Consider the following 19593-nt stretch of genomic DNA (forward strand, 5'->3'; position numbering starts at 1 on the left):
ATCAGATCATCCCTAGATGCAGGTTTACAGAAATTGCGATCAGGATCAGGCCCCCAAACCACGCCATTCTCTCGCGGGTTCGTTCCTGCCCGTTAATTTTTTGAACCAGCGCGCCCCCCATAAATGCAACGCCGATATCGACTGGAATTGCCGTCAGGGGAACCAGCACCCCCAATGTGAGGAGCTGTACTCTGGTATCCACTTCGCTTGAAACACCCAATCCGGTATCGACAAAGGGCGGCAGGAACAATGCAAAGAACAAGACTGTTTTCGGGTTGAGAAATTCAACCAGCACCCCTTGCCAGATGATAGACCCAAGCGATCGCGTGCGGACCTCTTTAACAATTAGTACCGTCTTAGCCTCGGAACGCGCATTCAGGATCATCGTAGCCCCCAGCCAAATCAAATAGGCCGACCCCACATATCGCAAGCCCACAACAATCGAGGGCATTTCCTCAAACAACTTTGCCAATCCCAATGCGGTCGCCACCGCAAGAACCATGCCACCCAAGGCAAGGCCCAAAGCAGAGGCAAGGCCCGCCGTGCGATTTTGACCCACAGTGCGCGACAACACATAAAGCATCGAGGGACCAGGTGTTGCACTCAGGAAAAAACCAGCAAGAAGCACGGCGAGGACATTGTCTATTGGCGGCATATATCAGGACTACTTTACTTCAGCCGTTGTTCGAACGGGTTGTTGATGGTGGGTTCAGCCAAACTGGCCACATTTTTGAGCGTCTTATGCCGGAAATACGGGAAATCACGGACCAGCATCCGCTCAAGATGCTCACCCGCAAGGAAGGGTTCATATTTACTTGGTTCGTCCGCCCGAACCAGGTGGGCAAACGGTTTTATTAATGTATCGTGGTTGGTTGCGACAAAATAAGGCAGCGAGAACCGTTCAGGGCTGAGGTTCAGAACGCGATGCGGTGTGGAACGGAAAACACCGTTTGTCCATGCCTCCATCATATCCCCGATGTTCACAACTAAGGCATCCGGGTCCACAGGCACATCTATCCACGTGTCCTCCTGCGTCATCACCTGAAGGCCCTTGTTACGGGTGTGTAGCAGGGTCAGGCATTCGTAATCAGTATGCGCGCCCATGTTGACCGACTTATGATCTTTGGTGGCAGCCTGCCGAACATAATGCAGCAGCCTAAGCTGTGAAATAGGTTTGCTCATGTGGTTCGTCATGGCACCATGCGGCAGTTCCAGATGCGCTTCCAAGGCGGTACATATCAGGCGCCCTAAGGCGGATACTTTTGCATAATATTGCGCAACTACATCCTGGAACCCTGCAAGTTCTGGCCAGACGTTTGGCCCCAAAACCCGATTGCCCGCCAAGTAATCCGGATCATCGGCGGGCAAGTCCAACCCCATGTCAAAAGCTTCATAACTGCGGTGAACCTCGTCGGGATAATCGCCCTTTTCAGTAAAGGGCACATAACCGCGGTGGTTGGAGCTTTTTGCGATGTAATATTCTTGTTTGAACGCATCCGACTGAGAAAAGAAACCCGACGCAGCCTCATAGGTGGCATCCACCAATGATCTGTCGATGCCATGATCGCAGATGCGGAAAAAACCAAACGTGCAGGCCGCCTCCCCCATAGCATTTGCCACGTCCATGAAACGGCTTCGATCCCCGCTGACCAGATCACTCACGCTGATCAAAGGAAGTTGTCGGGTTTCAGTAGTCCAGTTTGTATCAAAAATAGTCATGTTGCCCTCCAGATTATGTTCACCTTTGGTTAACATTTAGTGGTTAACAAACTCTTCCTATTGGGCCGTTTTGGTATCGGAATGTCTGCCTAAACTGCTGGAAAATAGAGGTGGAACGTAGCACCCTGCCCTATCTGAGAAGTGACCTCAATTGCGCCTCCAGATTGCTGCATAAACCCCAAGGCCATCGACAGCCCCAAACCGATCCCAAGGCCTACTGGCTTTGTTGTAAAAAACGGATCGAATATCTGTTGCATGCTGCTTTCCGATATTCCGCCACCAGTATCCTGAACGCTGAGCCTGACATAAGGACCAGGCGATAAGCTGGTGGTGATCCGCCGCTTGTCAGATATCGTGTGTAGGAGGTTTTGGGTGGTCACAGTAATGCTATCCTCGCCGGGCATCACATCACGCGCATTGCCAAACAGATTTGCAAGGATCGTACCCAGCACAACAGTATCGACGTTCACCTGTCGGATATCAGGCGCTAGCATAAACGCCACCGGACCATAGCGGCCCTCTGACGTCTCTTCATGAAAGGTTTGGACAAATGCATTTAGGTCGGTGATCTTAGGCGTCAGACGGGTCCGCTGTGAAAAGGTCAGCATGGCAGCGATTAATTCCGCACCACGCCGCGCTGCGACCTGAGCAGCGTTCAATGTCTCTGCTGACGATCCCTCCCCCACGAATTCTTCTAGGAATTCCAAATTACCTGAAACGACCGTCAGCAAATTATTGAACTCATGTGCAAATCGACCAGTCAAACGACCAACAGCCTCCAGCTTGCGCGCATTGAACAACTCGGCCTCCAACGCTTTTCGATTGGATATCTCTTGGCTCAGCTGGGTATGTGTCGCAACCAGATCATGGTACCGTTTTTTGGAACGATCGGCCTCTGACAATAACTCAAGTTTGGCAGTGGTCAGGGCCGCAATGGTGATGAGAATTTCCAGCTCTGCAGCGCCAAATGCGCCCGGATCGGGATGCTCACTGTCGATCACGCCAACAATACGGTTGTCACAGATCAAAGGGACGCAGATCTCAGACCGCGCAATTTGCGCATCGGTGATGTAGTTTTGGTCAAGTAACAGATCGTCAATAATAATTGGCTCTCGACTTGCGGCTACCTTACCCGTGATGCCCTGCCCAAAAGGTATTTTTAGCGGGTTTAGAATACTGCGCCCGTAGGGGTTCTTTTCACCCAATGCCGCAACCTGAGTGAGTTCTGTTTGGGCATCGTTTGCTTGATAGATCACACAATCCAGAAACTTGAGCCGCCCGACCACGTTTTGGGCAACATACCAAAATAAGTCCTCAACACTGGGAATAGAGATTAGATCGACGGCAAAGGCATTCAGCGTCCTTAGTGCTGCAGCCTCTTCCAGCTTTTCTTGAAGTCCGTTGTGCTGAGAAGGCGGCTTAGGCATATGTTGGTCCATCAAAAGTAACTCATTAAGGATATGTAAATTTCCCGCATAGGTATAGTAGAAAATTTATTAAGGGCTAAGACACCCGTTTTAAACGACGCCTATATTCGAATTTGACTATTAAGGTCAGGGACGTATTAACGAGCCTGATATTTTCAATCTCGATGCCAACAGTTAAGCTCGGATTGCCGTTGTCGGGGCTAATCCATAGCCTTACTAGACATTATTGCAGTTATAAATCCATATACCTTTGATATATATAGAAAAAACATGTTGTCAGCTGACAATACGTGCATTTCATCGTGAATAGCTCTTAAACAACGCTGAAACACAATAGCGTCCACTTGCAGCATGTTGTGCCAACCGTTTCAGGTATCCAGCAGGGTTATCAATAGATGCAAGGTTCTCAAGGATGCACAGGATTGCTGCCGTTGCATGCTGTCTTCCCATATCTTTGACAGCTTGTTCATACAGCGCGTTATTAATCCCCATCATCGGACCTAACTCATGTGCTATTTTAGATAGGTCATGCCAACCACGAACAGGCTCCGGAAAAAAGCTCTGGTATTCTGTGCAATAGCGCATGGTCTCTTCAAAGAGTTCTCTATCTAGCTGGGGAACATCCCCTGCCCCATTCCCACTTTTTGGAAGTATTTTAATTTCAGGTTGTATGTGCCGCTCATTTTGGATGTCAGAGCTGCTCATTTCGGCTGACAAAACCTTGTGCTCCATCTGTGTAATGCAATTTGTGAGTAGCGTTTCGTCAGGTTTACGACGGAGAACTTTAAACGCCTCAAGGGTGTCCTCATCTTCGCCCATCATTTCGATAACGCTTTGACGTAACGCTGCCAGTTCGGCACGCAATGCAGCCAGTTCACTGCGGCGCTTTTGTGCGGCTTGGCTGTTAGCAATGATCTGGGCTGCCATACGGGCCATGGGAGATAGATCAAAGCCAAAGGCGATACGTGTGCCTCCTTCCCCACGGTTGCGGGCAAACCGTTTGCGGTTGGCACTGTCATGTCGGCTGACAATTCCGCAAGAGACCAAGGTTCCCAAATGACGGCGCAGTGTGCTTTCCGGCATCCCGCCGAGGCGCTGAGAAAGCGTGCGATTTGCGGGAAAGACGATTGTGCTGTGTTCTGCTGGTGCGATCATACGGTCGGGATGGAAACTGATGAGGGCGCGCAAAACCGATAGGGTCCGATGTGTGAGGCCGTACTCTTCGGCCGCTTCGGTAAGTGCGGTCAACAGATTCCATTTATCTACCAGACCCTCTTCTTCAACGAGGGTGGGAGTACGCGATTTCAATGGGACAGCCGATATGTGCCGCCCAAACGATGTTTGGTGGTCCTGTTTCATTAATAATCACGAAAGACAAAGGGCTCCCGGCCCTACACCGTGATGTAGAGTTGACAGAGTTTCCAGTGGGGGTTATCTCAGATGTGCAAAGATCGAGAATGGCCTTCTGGGAGAAATCCTGGGGGGCTGTTTCTTTTTGTCCTTAGGGTCGTGCCTTTCTTGTTGTTGCTTCTACCTCAGTCATCGCGCCGCTGTGTTGCCCAGCGGTCGTGAAGTTCTTGCAGCAACGCCTCGGCGTTACCGTCAATCCAAGCATCAAACCCATCCGCGTTTTTGGTCGCGATGTTCAGGATGACGCCTTTGTTGGTTGTCTTGATGTCGCCCAATGCTTTGCCATTTGCATCACGCAGGGTGCGTGGCTTTGGCGGTGCCTTGGGCTTTTTGGTTGTTGTGCGATTGGCCCGTTCAAACACGGCGTCGAACCGCGCGTCTGAGTCCAGCTGCCCGAAGTCGGGTGTGTTCATCAGTGCAGTTGCGTGGCCGCGGCTGTTATTGTCATCCAACGCTTTGGCAAGGGCGATCCAGCGGTCACGCCCAATACCCGGCGCGCTGCCGATCTGGCGCAGGAAGGGCAGGGGGAAGGCGGTTCCGACCTTGAGCATTCGTGAGAGCATAGGCAGATCAATAGACAGCGCGTCTGCAATTGTCTGCCGTGCATAATCTTGGGCGGCCAGCTGCGCAGCAAACGATGCCTTCTCGATAAAGCTGAGGTCTTGCCGGGCAGTGTTTTCCTGTCCCTGCGCCATGACCAACGCATGATCATCAAGCTGCCGTATCATCGCCTTTACAGGCACACCCAATTCGCGCAGCGCCTTGAGGCGGCGGCGGCCATACACGATCTCATAGCGCCCATCGGTCTTATGATGGGGGCGCAAGAGAACAGGAACCTGTTGCCCATAGGTGCTTAGGCTTTCGCGCAGTTGGGCTTGGGCGACGCTGTCCACACCAAGGCGGTCTTCTACGCCAGCATCATCAATCAACGCAGCGTCAATTTCTTGGACCGCGTTTTCCTGAAGTTTTGTAAGGGAGGATTGCAATGCACCTACCGCGCCACGCGGTTGTGGTTTCGCAATGTCAGCCGGGCGTCGCCGCTCTGATTTTGCGGGCATGTCGCCGCCCAAAATGCCTTTACGTGCCATCTATCGTCCCCATGCTTGTTGCAAGAGCTGTTCAATCTCGTCGTTCACAAGATTCAGTGAATCGAGGGCGCGGTCATATGTGTTTCGGTGAAACGCGCTGCGCTCGACCTCATAGATTGTTTGTTGGGTTAGCCCTGCATCGCTGATCGCCGTGGATTTCAACATGGGGGCTACCATCACCTCATCGCCGAATAGTTGCCGCAGAAAGGCGACCACTTGCTGTTGCGGCCCGTCATTTGGTTCATAACGGTTGATCAAAAAGCGCATGAAATCGAATTTCATATCCGCACCAGCATTTGAAACAACATCCAAGAGGTCCGCGCTCATTTGCAGGAACTGGGACATGGAGGCGACATCAAGCATGTTGGGCACAATGGTGATCATGACACCCGTCGAAGCACAAAGCGCTGACATCGTTAGATAGCCAAGCTGCGGAGGGCAATCGAAGATGATTACATCATACTGGTCCTCAACTTCTTGCAAGGCTTCAGCCACCCGCGCGTAGAACGCGGGCTGTATATTGGCGAGCAGCGCTTGCGGCGTCTCATGTTCGAATTCTTGGAGGAGCAGACCGCCGGGGGCGAGGTCGATACCTGTGAAGAATGTCTTTTGGATGATCTGCGAGAAGGGCAGGGGGTCGTCATAACGGATCGCATCATAGATCGTGCCAGAATTCAGAAAGTCCACCTCTGGTCTATAGCCAAACAGTGTCGTTAGAGACGCTTGAGGGTCAATATCTACGGCCAGAACGCGTAAGCCCTTGAGGGCCAGCCGCTGCGCTGCATGAATGGCACTAGTGGTTTTACCTGATCCGCCTTTGAAGTTCAGGAAAGACAAAACTTGTACTTTGTCGCCCTCACGCCGCCCCCGCATATAGGTGCCGGGGGTTTTGGCGGAGGTTTCAAGGATCTTGCGGATATCCAGCAGCGTTTGGGCGTCATAATGCCTACGACCTCCCGAACTAGACTCTACTTCAGGGATTTTTTCATCAAAATGCAGTTTGCGTAGGAAGCTGGTAGAGATGCCGAGCATCTGTGCTGTTTCCCCCGCCGAAAAGCGCCGCAGCTCTTTTCTTGCGTTAGGTGCAAACACCTTGAGCATGTGGCTATCAAGCGCCGCAGCTAGGTCTTCCGCATTCTCACGAATACGGGTATTGATATCGAATTGCTCGAGCCGATTAGACATAATCTTGCACACCTATATACAAAGGCTCTGCGGCCTTTTTCAGTAACGCTTTATTTCGCTAGCGCCTTTAATATCGTTTCTTAGCTGAGAAACGAGGGGTTTGGCAACTGATTCCTGTAAAACGTACATTAAATGCCCGCTGGTGCCCCTGTTGTGGGCCCTTTGAAACGAATTTCGACGCGATCAAGGAAAGTGTTTTGCGAATCTGTCAGGTGAATTTTTATGAGCATGTCACGTGAAAGCCTGAGCGTAGGTGAACGGCTCGCCGTACCTGCCGCGTCTTTTATCCTTCGGGTTTCTAACCGATCAGCGTACTTTGAATTGCTGTAAATGTGCAGAGGGTGAGATGCCAAAGCGCGCCCTATAATGACGCGAAAACACACCTGTTGAGTTGAAGCCGCAAGCAGCTGCAACCTCAGTTACTGTTATTTCGGTTTCAATGAACAGTGACCGTGCACGATCCAATCGAAGGTTGCGATAGGTTGTCATGGGGGACTCGTTCAGGAATTGGCGGAAATGGCGTTCGATTTGACGGCGTGACATCTGCGTCTGAAGGCTCAGCTCGTCCAGAGAAAGGGGTTCTTCGATGAACTGATGCATGGTTTTTATGACCTGAATCAGCTTTGGATGACGTGTGCTAAGAGCGTATGCAAAAGAGGACCGTTGCGTGGAGCGGGCTTCAAAATCTCCACCGTTCAGGCACATGTCAGAGACTACGACAGCAAAATCACGGCCATAATCCCGCTGAATTATCGCAAGCATCATTTCGGCAGCCGCGGCGCCACCGCCGCATGTCCAAAAGTCGCCATCAATCTCAAATCGATTGGCGGTAGGTACCAGCGTCGGGAATTTTTCAACAAAACCGGGTTGGTTTTCCCAATGTAGCGTAAAAGATTGGTCTTTGAGTAATCCGGCACGCGCAAGCGTGGCAGCACCCGTGCAAATGCCGCCAAGCTTACCACCAAAGCGGGCATGGCGGCGCAGGGTTGCGACGGCCTTTTCACTGGCGGCCCCGACGCCTTGATTGCCTGAACAAACAAGAAGCCGAAGGTCTTTTGGTATGTTTTCCAGAGCACTTGTCACAGCTACTTCGACCCGAGAAGAGGAAACAACCGCCTCCCCTGTCTCAGAAAACACCGTCCAGTGATACAGGGGCTGCTGGGCCAATTGGTTCGCAACTCGCAAAGGATCAAGAGCTGCGCCAAACGCAAGAAGCGTGAACTCTGGAAGTAGTAAAAAACCTAGATGTTTTGTGGGCTTACAGCGGTCAACTGGAAAACAATATGCGCCCTTGGGCACGATTTCGGGCGTCATGTTGGGTGGTGTATCATTCGATATACGTTCTTGTTTGGTCATTCTGGCAGGTCGCCAAAAGTGTTTATGGCCCCGCTAGAGAAGATCCAAAACTTGGACATGGCGCAGTTTGATGCCGGTTCTATTGGATTTTTGCGTGTCATCGTTTCCAATCTGCCTGTGGGTCTAATCCAGCATGTTTTTGAGAAGTATCTAATTACCCTATCAATGTTTGAAAAAACTACATGGTATAAGTACGTCATAGATATAGTATAAATGCGACAACCAATCAAATTTAGAAATGTCCAAAAATTGGAAGCTGTGATGAGGCAAACCGCAAATTCTGGTGCTGCACGATTGTCGGTGGGGTTTATCCTAGCACGGAATTTCACGCTCAGCGCTTTTGCGAGTTTTGTTGATGTATTGCGACTTTCAGCGGATGATGGCGATAGTAGCCGACAAATTCTGTGTCGATGGAATGTCTTGTCGCCGTACAACACACAAATTCGTTCAAGTTGTGGAATACCACTGCAACCAGATGCTAAAATGAAGGAACCAAGTGACTTTGACTATATCGTAGTTGTTGGGGGCATACTGGGCCAAGTAGAGGATCTGGATGCCGTCAGTCTGGCCTATCTTCGTAAAGCAGCTGAGCAGAACATCCCATTGGTGGGGCTATGTACCGGGGGATTTATCCTGCACCGCGCGGGACTGATGGAAGGGCGAAAATGTTGCATACACTGGTTTCATCATGACGACTTTTTGGATCAATTCGACGGATTAGAGCCTGTTTCTGATCAGATATTTGTAGTTGATAACGACAGGCTGACGTGTTCGGGCGGAATAGGGTCGGCGCATCTTGCGGCATATTTAGTTGCACGGCATGTCGGCGTTATTCAGGCACGTAAAAGTCTTCACATCATGATCATTGATGATGTGCTTGAAGGCGAAAAACCGCAACCCGGTATTCCATTGGTTCTCGTGACGCCTGATGATCTAGTGAAACGTGCGCTTTTGATGATGCAGCAAAATATTGAGTATCCGTTGCCCATCAAAACACTATGCGAACGGCTGAAGGTTGGACGCAGAAAGCTAGAGCGGCAGTTTCGGCGCGCTTTAGAGATTTCACCGCTTGAAGCCAGCATGATGGTCCGCATTGCACATGTAAAACATTTGCTTACAACGACGAAGCTCACGATCTCGCAGGTGGCGTTACAGACTGGGTTTTGCGACGCGTCACATCTGATCAAAGTGTTTCGGCAGAGGGTTCATATCACGCCTGATGTGTTTCGATCAAATATTGGCCCCACAAAATGACGGTTTCCCACGTTTCCATATACAGGGCATAGGTTTTTAGTGAGATGAGGACCAAGGTGAGATGACCTTGGTCCTCAGTGTTTTTAGGCTTGGTAAGTGCCACGTGCAGGATAGTTGTTTTCCAGCGCATACACGTCAGTCCAAAATAGCATTGTCGACGGAAGTTCGTATCATATTTCCAGACCCGTCACCCAGCATGTTTGTAGACGTAAATCAGACCCTTCGTCGGATGGATTAACGGCCAGCTTGGTCGTTAGCCATGTTGAAATCAAATGATGGGGCTGGCAATGGGATTGATTTCTGCTGGTCACGCTCTGGGTGGTGCGATGGGAGCATTTGCCGGGGGATATGTTTTTACAGTCACCGGAAGTTACGATCTGGTTTGGGCGGGTTCAATCTGGTTGGCATTCGGGGCTGGTTTGTTGGCATTTTTTTTGAAGGCGCAACCATTGAAAATATCGAACTAGCTGTGTGAGCGCTCGGAGTTGCGCCAGCTATTGTAGATCGTCCGCAACAATCCGTCCGTCTTCCAATGTGATGATCCGATCAGCCATTTCGAGTATCCGCGGATCATGTGTGACGATCACAGTTGTTGTGCCCCGCGTTTGGCCAAGCGCCTTGAGCATCTCAACAACAGTATGCCCGGAAACTTTATCCAATGCTGCTGTGGGTTCATCAGCTAAAACGATCTCTGGGTTTGATACCAAAGCACGTGCTACGGCTACACGTTGTTTTTGCCCGCCCGATAGGTTGCTTGGTAGATAATCAAGACGGTCTGAAAGGCCCAAAAGCCCGAGGATATGATGCGCTGCAATGCACGCTTTCGCTCTATCGCCACTGCCGTGAACTTGCAGCCCCATCAGCACGTTCTGTGTTGCCGTGAGGCTTTCATGTAGGTTGTGTGCCTGAAAGATAAATCCAAGACGCCGGCGCAGAGCGACAAACACTGCTTCACTGCTGCCATATAATTCATGCCCTAAAAGACGCACGCTGCCTTCCTCAATTTCGCGCAGACATCCTATAAGCGTCAGAAGTGTCGTCTTGCCCGAGCCAGATGGCCCCATCAGAATGGTCAGACTGCCGCGCGCGAACTCAAGGTTGATATCGAATAGGGCCTGAATGCGGGCGTCGCCGCTTCCGAAGAAATGGTTCAAATGTTTGGTTGTGATCGCGGCTTGTTTCGCTGTGTTTGTCATCAAAATAAATCCGCAGGATCAGCATTGGCCAGTCGGCGGGTCGCTATGGCTCCAGACACAGTACAAGCCGTCAAAGTGCCCAGAAAGACAAGGATCGCGCGACTTGCGTTCATCGCAACTGGCAAACCGGTAACTGATACCAATCCAGCATAAAGCGCCATCGAAACGAGGAAACCCGGAACAAAGCCTAACACCGCCAAAATGATCGCTTCTTCAAATACGATGCCCAGAAAGAACGGTTGGCCATATCCCATCGCTTTGAAGGTAGCGTATTCGCGCAAATGGTCTGCAACGTCGGTAGACAACACCTGATAAACGATCACGAGGCCCACGAGGATACCCATAAACACGCCAAAGCCAAAGATGATCCCTGTGGGGCGTTCTGTCGACATATAGGCCAGGTCGTTTGCGGCAGACCCTGTCACACTTTGTATTCTAAGATTATTGGCGGGCAGTATATTTTGCAGGCGGGTGAGCACGGTATCGATGGAAATACCGTCATCGGTCTGTATTAAAATATGATTTGGGGCGCCACTGTTGCGGTTTGGAAAGACACGTAAAAAGGTCTGGTCGGACATCATCATCATTCCATCGGCCAGAAATCCACCGCCCACTTCCATGGTACCGATGGCCTGCAACGTGTCACCGCCCGTTTCAAAACTGAAGGGGCGGCCTTGTGCCAGATCTTCGATGACAGATTGCGGCATGCCGCGCGTTTCCTTGTCCAGCAGGGCGGTATTTTCGATGCTTAAACGATCAAGGGACGCCGCAATGTCTGGGGTGGTGAAATCGGGCTTGGCGACATCCATCCCAAAACTAAGGAGCGATACAGAAGATCCGTCTTTTAACGTGAAGGGCAGGTTGCCGATGAACAGTGGCGTTGCATCATTTACGCCTGCAACACCGAGGGCCTGAAACATGCGCGCGCGGGGAATATGGCCATCATCAGTCAGGGTATTTCCGTCCTCCGAAGACAGGATGATATCTGCGTTTAGCATCGCGTAGGGCGCAACGGTTGAGGTGTTCAGCGCGCCCATAATGCCCAGCTGCATGAACACTAGAAGGTTGGCAAAAGCTACACCAGCAACGGCGGCAATGAATCTGCCACGGCTGTGGGTCAGCTGCAGCCAGCCGATGGGCAAGCGTCCGAAGAGAAAGGTCAGCAGCTTGTTCATTCCGAACGGCCAGCGTCGATCCGCACAATGGTTTCGAGATTGGTGAACGTTGATGCAAGGGTTGATGACTTCGGATCAAGCGTCACGATCACATCAACAACCCGCGCATCCGTATTGGCAGCGGGATCATCGGATGTGATGGACTGGCGCCCAATTTCAAGGCCGATAGCAGACACCTTGCCAGTTAACCCCTCGCGCAGGGCGTCGGCACTGATCGTGACTGGATCACCAATTGTAACACGCCCGATCATGGTTTGATAAACTTCGGCCTCGACCGTCATTTGCGAGATATCACCAAGGTTAATGATCCCCGCAGTCCCAGGGCGTTCGCCAGTACGCACATTAATATCCAGAACAGTACCACGTTCGGGTGCACGCACGTAGGCGCGTTCAAGGTCCTGTTCGGCGCGCGCAAGATCGGCGTGTGCTGCACCTAAATTTGCTTCGGCCACTGCGACATCAGCCTGTACAGTTTCCGATCCGGTTGCATAACGTGAAAGCGTGGCGAGCGCCCGCTCAACATCGCGTCCCGCTTCGTTGGCGCGGGCGATGACCTGATCAAAGTCTGCGCGGGTGGTCACACCGCGCTCAAACAAGGCTGTGACGCGGTCTAGGTCCGACTGGGTTGCCTTTGCGGTAGCTTCAGCCCGTTCCAGAGATGCTTGTGCTTCAGCGCGGCTTGCGGTGTTGGACGCGCGTGTCTGGACAAGGTTTGCCTCACGGACCCGCAGAGCGGCCTGCGCCGATGCGACAGCGCTTTTTAGTTGGGGCAGGTTGTCGAGTATTGCGAGGATATCGCCCGCCGCAACTTTGTCGCCAATTGACACGCGCAGTTCTGCAATACGCGCGTCTCCAGCACCGGACGGCGTCGCTACACTGGTTACGTCTCCGCGGGGAATGATCCTCCCAAGGGCCACCACATCGCCCTCGCTGATGACTGCGATCTGCTCTTGTGCTGTGACTTGCTGGATTGCCACAGCAATAGGCGTATCTGTACCTGCTCCCGGCTGTAGTCCCGTAGCGTTAAAGAAAACGCGCAAGCCAGGGGGTTGGAAGTACATGCCGATAACCGCACCCGTAAAAAGAGTAGCCATGAAAAGCGGGATCAGGAACAAGCGGGATCTGCCCATTGCTTTTGGGTTGGATGCGGTATTCGTTTTGGTCACGCCAGTATCAATAAGCGGTAAATCTGAGGAAGGTATTGAGGTATTTGACGTCATCCACTGCCTTTCAGGTCATTCGCAATAGTAGCACAATCCAGAGCAAAGCGGGCATACCGCTTTTTAGCGCAGTATCACAGAAATTCTGCTGCGGATTGCGCTTGATCAATGCTGGGATCGAATTGCGCGTTGTAACCGGATTAAACCCCGCAACCTCACGGCGTTTGAAAATTCAAAACTTCCAACGTTTCTCAAAAATCGAAGGTTGGATGGGGCCTGCGGATAAGAAAGCCTGATCAGTGAACCGTTTCAGCGATGCCAAATTGATTTAGGTCAAGGTAAGCTAAGCGCCACCTTGTTATAGTTCAGAAAACGAGAGGTATAGATCGTGTCTATTATCACATTTGTAAAAGGCTGGTTTGGTCATCAAGAGCGTGTGCTGACAGACATTGCTCTCTCTGATCTTGACCTGATCAATGCACCGTATCGGCAACAAATTTCACGCACTGTTGGCACGCGACCTCGTATGGATGCGCTTGCTGCACAGTTTAATGTGACACCGGCGCTGATTGACGCAGATCGCGGCTTAGCGATGGAATTGGGTGAGGCCTGCAGCCAGTGCAAGTTTACCAAAGCCTGCCAAAACTCTTTGGATTTAGGCGTTGATTTCGATGCGTCGCGTTGTCCTAACGCGACGATCTTTCAAGACATGTCGCCGATCTGAAACTTACCTGTTGCGTGACAGGTTGATGAGTGGCTGATCCAGTTTGGGCGCCGTCATTGATGCCAAAAGCGATACGCATAATTGAAAACTCTTGGTGTGGGGCGTTTGAACTATGATGGCTTCCACCTCCTTGCTGCGATCTTGTTTTGTGGGTTCTGACTTTTAGCAGTGTCGTTTGGATAGTTTGCCCAAGAACAAAGACAGGTTGTTGGCGTTGGTTAGAATTTTCGGGACGTGAAACACGCTTGGAGGAGTGGCGCATCATGGCAAAGAGTATTTTTGAAACAACGATCGGGGCTTTTGAAGACCGCATGATGCTCCGAAGGAGAATGCTGAAGGTAACTGGCGTGGAGATGAAAAAACGCCGAATTCCTGAAGTCATCGAAGATGAAATACGAGACAGCATTATCAATTGCTACGAATGCAAAAGTGGTGACGCCTGTATGACTTGGCTGGAGAAGGCTGAGAAGGGTGCGCCGCCGCCTGAGTTTTGTCCGAACCGTGATACGATCTTGCGGATCAAATCAATGGGGCACACAGATGAGATTGAAAAATGACTCTCTGCGAAAAACTCAATTCTCTTTCTAGTCTCAGGAATGAACACGTAGCAGGTTTGGTTTCCTTTCCATCAACTTTGGGTGCTCGCTAGCTTCAAGCTACTGCTCAAAGTTTGATCTTGCACAACGTTCGCCCCCGCAGGCCCGGCTAGATGTGTCGTCAACAACGATCCATTCGAAAGGAAATTTGATGTTTCGTACTATAGTTGCTTCAGCCGCAGTCATAATCGCCTTTGGTGGCACAGTCGCCGCAGAAACATTCGAAGTGAAATTGCTAAATAAGGGTGATGGCGGTTCTATGATTTTTGAACCAGCCTCGTTGCGCATTGCAGCGGGCGATACCGTGAAATTTGTCCCAACTGATAAAGGTCACAATGCAGAAACTGTCAAAGGCATGATCCCTGCAGGCGCCACAGCCTTTGCGGGTAAGATCAACCAAGAGATTGACGTGACGCTGACAGAACCCGGATTTTACGGCGTCAAATGCAAACCACATTGGGGCATGGGCATGGTGATGGTGATCGCGGTTGGCGATGATGTTGCCGACGCAGAAAGTTTCCTAACGGGAAAGATGCCGAAAAAAGCCAAAGCCAGATTTGAAGAAAGCTTGAGCGGTCTTTGAACGCAGCGAGAAGGGTGATGGGTAACATTCATCCTTCCAAAACCAAAATCTATCGCGCGCCCATTGAGGTAGACCAACGGGCATTGTCTGATCCGGAGTTAACTGTTTCGTTATGAGAAACGTCTGTACCCTCATTTGTGGCCTTATGTTGTCGGTGTGCCTTTCGTTGTATGGCCCTTCCGGTATGGCCAAGGCCAATGAAGGTGTCGGATTTTCTATGGTTATTTGCGCCGATGGCGTTGCAAAAACTGTGGTGTTCGATGCTGACGGTAACCCAGTAGAGCCAGCGCAAAATTGTCCTGAATGCCTTAGATGTTGTCAGGCAATTGGTGCTCTGGGTGCAGAAATTTCTTCGGGGACCCCATCCTGTTCGCAGCTAGCGATAGAGGTGGACTGCCCTCTGGCCCAAAATCCTATCCTCAATAAACGAAACATATTCCCCGCGCCGCGTGGCCCTCCGGCTGTCCGATTTTCCATGCTTAACATGCCAAGGCCGACCACGGCTGTTCGGTTTGTCATCGGTCAAATTACACGCAGCGACGGGCGACCTATGCTTAAGGACGCCACCGCATGAAGACCATTTCCTCCTCCCTCAAATTTATGGCGATGCTTGCGACGGTGCTCTTTTTTGGGCTTCCTGTTGCTGCGGATACGATTTTGTCCAAGCTGCTGCCAGACCTCACTGCCGCAGAGCTGGTGGAGGGGGCAGACGCCTTTGGGATAATCCATCCCGACATACCAGTTGTTCAAGTGCTCAAGGGCAGTGAGCGGATTGGGTGGGCTTATATCACCTCGGATTTCGTCTCTACCACGGGCTATTCGGGCAAACCTATTCACACGATGGTGGCCATCGACGATGCCGCGCAGGTGATCGGTGTACAACTTGTCAAACACTCCGAGCCGATTGTCTTGATCGGTATTCCGGACGCGAAGGTAAAGGCGTTGGTGGCCAATTACCGCGGTCTTGATCTGGTAGCGGAGGCTGAATCGGGAGGTACTGCGCACCAACTTGATATCATTTCAGGTGCAACTGTGACGATCATGGTGATCGACGATTCCATTGTGCGTGCTGGCCTAAAGGTTGCGCGCCAGCTGGGATTGGGCGGTCTGGTGGTTCAGGACAAGGGCGCTGGCCCGCAGTTCGAAATTAATCCAGACGCAGAAGCATCCAACGACTGGATGACGTTGGAGGGAGACGGCACACTGCGCCGCCTGTCACTGGATGTTGGTCAAATCAATGCAGCCTTTGGTGCAATGGAGGACAAACGTGCGGGTAAGCGGGCACTTAAAGAAGCCCCCGAAACCACGTTCATCGAGATGCAGGCAGCCCTCGTGTCCCATCCCGCTATCGGGCGCGCCATACTGGGGGATGCCGTCGCTGCAAACCTGAACAAGTGGTTAGACGAGGGCGATCACGCCGTGGCGATAGTTGGTCGCGGGCTCTATTCCTTCAAAGGGTCTGGATATGTGCGTGGTGGAATTTTTGACCGGATATTCCTGATTCAGGATGACGTGTCTGTTCGCTTCCGTGACCGCATGCACAAACGGATCAATACCATCGCCGCCGAGGGCGCACCGGTCTTTGCCGAAGCGGATCTATTCAAAATTCCCGCAGACAGTGGTTTTGACCCGACAAAACCATTTCGCATCCAGCTTTTGGTGCAACGCGAAGTCGGGGCGATTGAAAAAGTTTTCACAACCTTCGATCTGGGGTACCAATTGCCGTCGCAATACATCCGCGCTGTTGTACCCGCTGCAGCGGAAATTCCGGCCAGTGTGGATGCAGTGACATCCCAAACCGAAGCGGATGCCCAACAGGCGCTATGGAAACGGATTTGGCTAGGCAAACAGGTCGAGATTGTTGTGCTGGGCATCATGCTTACCATCATCACCGGCGTCTTCTTCTTCCAAAACCTTGCTGTGCGTAACGAACGCGGGTTCTACTGGTTCCGCATCGGATTTCTGACGGTGACGCTGGTCTATCTTGGCTGGATGTCAAATGCGCAGCTGTCTGTGGTCAACTTGATGGCCTTGTTTGGTTCACTTGTCTCCGGCTTTAGCTGGCAGGCGTTTCTGTTAGATCCGCTCACCTTTATCCTGTGGTTCTCAGTGGCAGCTGCGCTGTTGTTCTGGGGACGCGGTGCCTATTGCGGCTGGTTGTGCCCCTTCGGTGCGCTGCAGGAATTGCTCAATCAGGTAGCGCGTAAATTGCACATCCCGCAGTGGACACTGCCATGGGGTCTGCACGAGCGGTTGTGGCCCCTCAAATACATGATCTTCCTTGGATTGTTTGGTGTCTCGCTGACCAGCATCGAACAGGCCGAGCGGCTGGCAGAAGTCGAACCGTTCAAGACTGCAATCATCCTCAACTTTGTGCGTGCATGGCCCTTTGTTGCCTATGTTGCTGCTTTGTTAATCGCAGGGCTATTCGTTGAACGGTTCTTTTGTCGCTACCTTTGTCCGCTCGGAGCCGCCCTAGCGATACCAGCGCGGTTGCGGATGTTTGATTGGCTCAAACGCTACAATGAATGTGGCAATCCGTGCCAGACCTGTGCCTATCAATGCCCAGTGCAGGCGATCCATCCCACGGGTGAAATTAACCCGAACGAATGCATCAACTGTCTGCATTGTCAGGTCCTGTACGAATCCGAAACAACCTGTCCCGTTGTCATCAAAAAGATGAAGCGACGGGCCAAAGACGGGGCTGGCCCAGACCTTGAACGGTTTGTCGGCCATCCCAACCAAAAACTCAAAATACCTACAACATGAAAGGAAAATACATGTCCAAGGATAAAAACTTGTCAATTTCGCGCAGGAACCTGTTGGGTGCTACTGCAGGGGGTGCGGCCCTCGCTGGGACGTGGGGTGGTCGTGCCATGCTGGCCGGCGGAACCGTCGGTGCCGCAACGCTCGCAACTGCGACAAGCGCCCGCGCAGCGGCTGGTGCCGAAGTTGGCCCTGGTCAGCTTGATGAATTCTACGGTTTCTGGTCTTCGGGCCAATGTGGCGAGATGCGCATTCTGGGCGTCCCCTCCATGCGTGAACTGATGCGCGTTCCCGTCTTTAACACCTGTTCGGCAACAGGCTGGGGGATCACAAACGAGTCCAAGAAAATCCTGACCGAAGGATTGCTGCCAAAAACCAAGGCCTACCTTGCTGCCAATGGTCATGAGTTCCCGCCAAACGGCGATTTGCACCACCCGCATATGTCCTTCACCGAAGGTAAATATGATGGCCGTTATCTGTTCATGAACGACAAGGCCAATACGCGTGTGGCGCGTGTGCGTTGTGACGTGATGAAGTGCGACAAGATCATCGAGATCCCGAACGCCAAAGCCATCCACGGGCTTCGTCCACAAAAATGGCCACGCACAAACTACGTCTTCTGTAACGGCGAAGACGAAACACCGATGGTCAACGACGGCAAGATTTTGGATGAGCCAGAGAAGTACGTAAACTTCTACACGGCATTGAACGCTGACGAAATGACAGTGGCATGGCAGGTGATGGTGTCAGGTAACCTCGATAACACCGAGGCTGACTACGAGGGTAAATACGCCTTCTCCACTTGTTATAACTCGGAAATGGGTATGACCCTTGCTGATATGACCGAAGCTGACATGGATCACGTGGTTGTTTTCAACATCAAGGAGATCGAAGCAGGCATCGCAGCTGGTGACTTCATTGAGCTGAATGGCGTCAAGGTGTTGGACGGGCGTAAGGGCACAACCAACAAGTACACCCGCTACATTCCGATCCCAAACAACCCGCACGGCTGTAACATGGCACCGGACAAGATTCACCTGTGCATCGCGGGCAAGCTTTCACCGACAGTTTCGGTGATTGATGTTCGTAAAATTGATGCTGTCTTTGATGAAGACGCTGATCCACGCAGCGTTATCGTTGCGGAGCCTGAACTGGGCCTTGGGCCGCTTCATACCTGTTTTGATGGCAAAGGCGGGGCCTACACAACATTGTTCCTAGATAGCCAAGTGGTCAAATGGAATATCGCTGACGCGATCAAGCTTTATAACGGCGAAGATGTTGATCCGATCCGGACCAAAAAAGACGTGCATTACCAGCCCGGCCACAACTCGACAGTTATGGGTGAAACACTGGAAGCATCGGATAAATACTATCTGTCCATGAACAAGTTCTCCAAGGACCGGTTCTTGAATGTTGGTCCTCTTAAGCCGGAAAACGAACAGTTGTTCGCAATCGACGGTGACGAGATGACCTTGATCCATGATGGCCCAACTTTTGCTGAGCCACATGATTCAATCATCGTTGACCCCTCCAAGTTGGACCCAAAATCGGTCTGGGATCGTAATGATCCAATGTGGGCTGATGCGCGCACGCAGGCTGAGGCCGATGGTGTCGATCTTGATGATTGGCAAGATACAGTGATCCGTGATGGCAACAAAGTTCGGGTCTATATGTCCAGCAACGCGCCGAACTTCTCGCTTGAGACGTTCACTGTGCAGCAGGACGATGAGGTGACGGTTTATGTGACCAACCTTGATGACATCGATGATCTGACCCACGGATTTACCATGGGCAACCACGGCGTCGCGATGGAGATTGGGCCGCAGGCAACATCATCTGTCACCTTTGTGGCCGCGCAACCAGGTGTCTACTGGTACTATTGTCAGTGGTTCTGTCACGCGCTCCACATGGAGATGCGCGGCCGGATGTTCGTTGAGCCAAAGGCGAGCTGATC

General features: G+C 51.7%; 17 protein-coding genes. 7 read left to right on the forward strand and 10 right to left on the reverse strand.

Translation table 11 applies throughout. From position 1 onward, the window contains the following. Position 1 precedes the first annotated feature (1 nt). The 7 genes from V7775_RS14765 to V7775_RS14795 all read right to left on the reverse strand — a co-directional run bounded on the left by V7775_RS14765 (position 2) and on the right by V7775_RS14795 (position 8185). The gene (locus V7775_RS14765) at positions 2-655 is read right to left on the reverse strand and encodes a LysE family translocator (protein WP_335752676.1); all 654 of its coding nucleotides are present in this window, start codon (positions 653-655) and stop codon (positions 2-4) included. A 14-nt stretch (positions 656-669) separates the two neighbouring features. Further along, positions 670-1719 (reverse strand): isopenicillin N synthase family dioxygenase, encoded by a 1050-nt coding sequence (locus tag V7775_RS14770; protein ID WP_335752677.1) that lies wholly within the window; start codon positions 1717-1719, stop codon positions 670-672. A gap of 89 nt (positions 1720-1808) precedes the next feature. Next, positions 1809-3146 (reverse strand): sensor histidine kinase, encoded by a 1338-nt coding sequence (locus V7775_RS14775; protein ID WP_335752678.1) that lies wholly within the window; start codon positions 3144-3146, stop codon positions 1809-1811. A gap of 297 nt (positions 3147-3443) precedes the next feature. Beyond that, positions 3444-4505, reverse strand: coding sequence for a plasmid replication protein RepC (gene repC, locus V7775_RS14780; protein WP_335752679.1), 1062 nt, complete (start codon positions 4503-4505; stop codon positions 3444-3446). A gap of 176 nt (positions 4506-4681) precedes the next feature. Next, the gene (gene repB / locus V7775_RS14785; RefSeq protein WP_335752680.1) at positions 4682-5644 is read right to left on the reverse strand and encodes a plasmid partitioning protein RepB; all 963 of its coding nucleotides are present in this window, start codon (positions 5642-5644) and stop codon (positions 4682-4684) included. Then, positions 5645-6829: a plasmid partitioning protein RepA gene (repA, locus tag V7775_RS14790; protein WP_335752681.1), complete on the reverse strand. Its 1185-nt coding sequence runs from the start codon at positions 6827-6829 to the stop codon at positions 5645-5647. It lies immediately after the preceding gene. A gap of 306 nt (positions 6830-7135) precedes the next feature. Continuing rightward, positions 7136-8185: a GlxA family transcriptional regulator gene (locus tag V7775_RS14795; protein ID WP_335752682.1), complete on the reverse strand. Its 1050-nt coding sequence runs from the start codon at positions 8183-8185 to the stop codon at positions 7136-7138. Between the two features lie 261 nt (positions 8186-8446). On the opposite strand from V7775_RS14795, the gene V7775_RS14800 reads away from it, so the two are divergent. Together V7775_RS14800 and V7775_RS14805 are read left to right on the forward strand one after the other, a co-directional pair. Next, entirely contained in the window at positions 8447-9439 is a 993-nt protein-coding gene (locus V7775_RS14800) for a GlxA family transcriptional regulator (RefSeq protein WP_335752683.1), read from the forward strand. 287 nt (positions 9440-9726) lie between these two features. Continuing rightward, positions 9727-9906 (forward strand): hypothetical protein, encoded by a 180-nt coding sequence (locus V7775_RS14805; protein WP_335752684.1) that lies wholly within the window; start codon positions 9727-9729, stop codon positions 9904-9906. Between the two features lie 27 nt (positions 9907-9933). Here V7775_RS14805 and V7775_RS14810 read toward each other — a convergent pair whose 3' ends face one another. From V7775_RS14810 to V7775_RS14820, 3 genes are read right to left on the reverse strand one after another with little or no spacing between them, the layout of a single operon-like run. Continuing rightward, complete coding sequence (locus V7775_RS14810; RefSeq protein ID WP_335752685.1) at positions 9934-10635, reverse strand: ATP-binding cassette domain-containing protein; 702 nt, start codon at positions 10633-10635, stop codon at positions 9934-9936. Continuing rightward, positions 10635-11810, reverse strand: coding sequence for an ABC transporter permease DevC (gene devC / locus V7775_RS14815; RefSeq protein WP_335752686.1), 1176 nt, complete (start codon positions 11808-11810; stop codon positions 10635-10637). Before devC ends, V7775_RS14810 begins: the two co-directional genes overlap by 1 nt. After that, on the reverse strand, positions 11807-13030 hold the full coding sequence (locus V7775_RS14820; RefSeq protein ID WP_335752687.1) for an efflux RND transporter periplasmic adaptor subunit: 1224 nt from the start codon (positions 13028-13030) through the stop codon (positions 11807-11809). The genes devC and V7775_RS14820 overlap by 4 nt, the downstream gene beginning before the upstream one ends. 328 nt (positions 13031-13358) lie before the next feature. Between V7775_RS14820 and V7775_RS14825 the strand changes: the two genes are divergently transcribed. The 5 genes from V7775_RS14825 to nosZ all read left to right on the forward strand — a co-directional run bounded on the left by V7775_RS14825 (position 13359) and on the right by nosZ (position 19591). Next, complete coding sequence (locus tag V7775_RS14825) at positions 13359-13694, forward strand: hypothetical protein (RefSeq protein WP_335752688.1); 336 nt, start codon at positions 13359-13361, stop codon at positions 13692-13694. Positions 13695-13957: 263 nt separating this feature from the next. Next, complete coding sequence (locus V7775_RS14830) at positions 13958-14251, forward strand: DUF6455 family protein (protein ID WP_335752689.1); 294 nt, start codon at positions 13958-13960, stop codon at positions 14249-14251. 190 nt (positions 14252-14441) lie between these two features. Continuing rightward, on the forward strand, positions 14442-14873 hold the full coding sequence (locus V7775_RS14835; RefSeq protein WP_335752690.1) for a pseudoazurin: 432 nt from the start codon (positions 14442-14444) through the stop codon (positions 14871-14873). A gap of 570 nt (positions 14874-15443) precedes the next feature. Then, positions 15444-17642 carry a 4Fe-4S binding protein gene (locus V7775_RS14840; RefSeq protein ID WP_335752691.1) on the forward strand — a complete coding sequence of 733 codons (2199 nt, stop codon included), beginning with the start codon at positions 15444-15446 and terminating at the stop codon, positions 17640-17642. Between the two features lie 11 nt (positions 17643-17653). Beyond that, on the forward strand, positions 17654-19591 hold the full coding sequence (nosZ, locus tag V7775_RS14845) for a TAT-dependent nitrous-oxide reductase (RefSeq protein WP_335752692.1): 1938 nt from the start codon (positions 17654-17656) through the stop codon (positions 19589-19591). The last annotated feature ends 2 nt before the right edge of the window (positions 19592-19593 follow it).

The organism is Sulfitobacter sp., assembly GCF_036960155.1.
In the GTDB taxonomy this organism is placed as follows: domain Bacteria; phylum Pseudomonadota; class Alphaproteobacteria; order Rhodobacterales; family Rhodobacteraceae; genus Sulfitobacter.

Coding starts and splice junctions, on each gene's coding strand:
- V7775_RS14775 (WP_335752678.1), bottom strand. CDS start 3,146: ATGCCTAAGCCGCCTTCTCAGCACAACGGACTTCAAGAAAAGCTGGAA.
- repB (WP_335752680.1), bottom strand. CDS start 5,644: ATGGCACGTAAAGGCATTTTGGGCGGCGACATGCCCGCAAAATCAGAG.
- V7775_RS14820 (WP_335752687.1), bottom strand. CDS start 13,030: ATGACGTCAAATACCTCAATACCTTCCTCAGATTTACCGCTTATTGAT.
- V7775_RS14795 (WP_335752682.1), bottom strand. CDS start 8,185: ATGACCAAACAAGAACGTATATCGAATGATACACCACCCAACATGACG.
- V7775_RS14835 (WP_335752690.1), top strand. CDS start 14,442: ATGTTTCGTACTATAGTTGCTTCAGCCGCAGTCATAATCGCCTTTGGT.
- repA (WP_335752681.1), bottom strand. CDS start 6,829: ATGTCTAATCGGCTCGAGCAATTCGATATCAATACCCGTATTCGTGAG.
- V7775_RS14765 (WP_335752676.1), bottom strand. CDS start 655: ATGCCGCCAATAGACAATGTCCTCGCCGTGCTTCTTGCTGGTTTTTTC.
- nosZ (WP_335752692.1), top strand. CDS start 17,654: ATGTCCAAGGATAAAAACTTGTCAATTTCGCGCAGGAACCTGTTGGGT.
- V7775_RS14810 (WP_335752685.1), bottom strand. CDS start 10,635: ATGACAAACACAGCGAAACAAGCCGCGATCACAACCAAACATTTGAAC.
- devC (WP_335752686.1), bottom strand. CDS start 11,810: ATGAACAAGCTGCTGACCTTTCTCTTCGGACGCTTGCCCATCGGCTGG.
- V7775_RS14805 (WP_335752684.1), top strand. CDS start 9,727: ATGGGATTGATTTCTGCTGGTCACGCTCTGGGTGGTGCGATGGGAGCA.
- V7775_RS14800 (WP_335752683.1), top strand. CDS start 8,447: ATGAGGCAAACCGCAAATTCTGGTGCTGCACGATTGTCGGTGGGGTTT.
- repC (WP_335752679.1), bottom strand. CDS start 4,505: ATGAAACAGGACCACCAAACATCGTTTGGGCGGCACATATCGGCTGTC.
- V7775_RS14840 (WP_335752691.1), top strand. CDS start 15,444: ATGAAGACCATTTCCTCCTCCCTCAAATTTATGGCGATGCTTGCGACG.
- V7775_RS14770 (WP_335752677.1), bottom strand. CDS start 1,719: ATGACTATTTTTGATACAAACTGGACTACTGAAACCCGACAACTTCCT.
- V7775_RS14830 (WP_335752689.1), top strand. CDS start 13,958: ATGGCAAAGAGTATTTTTGAAACAACGATCGGGGCTTTTGAAGACCGC.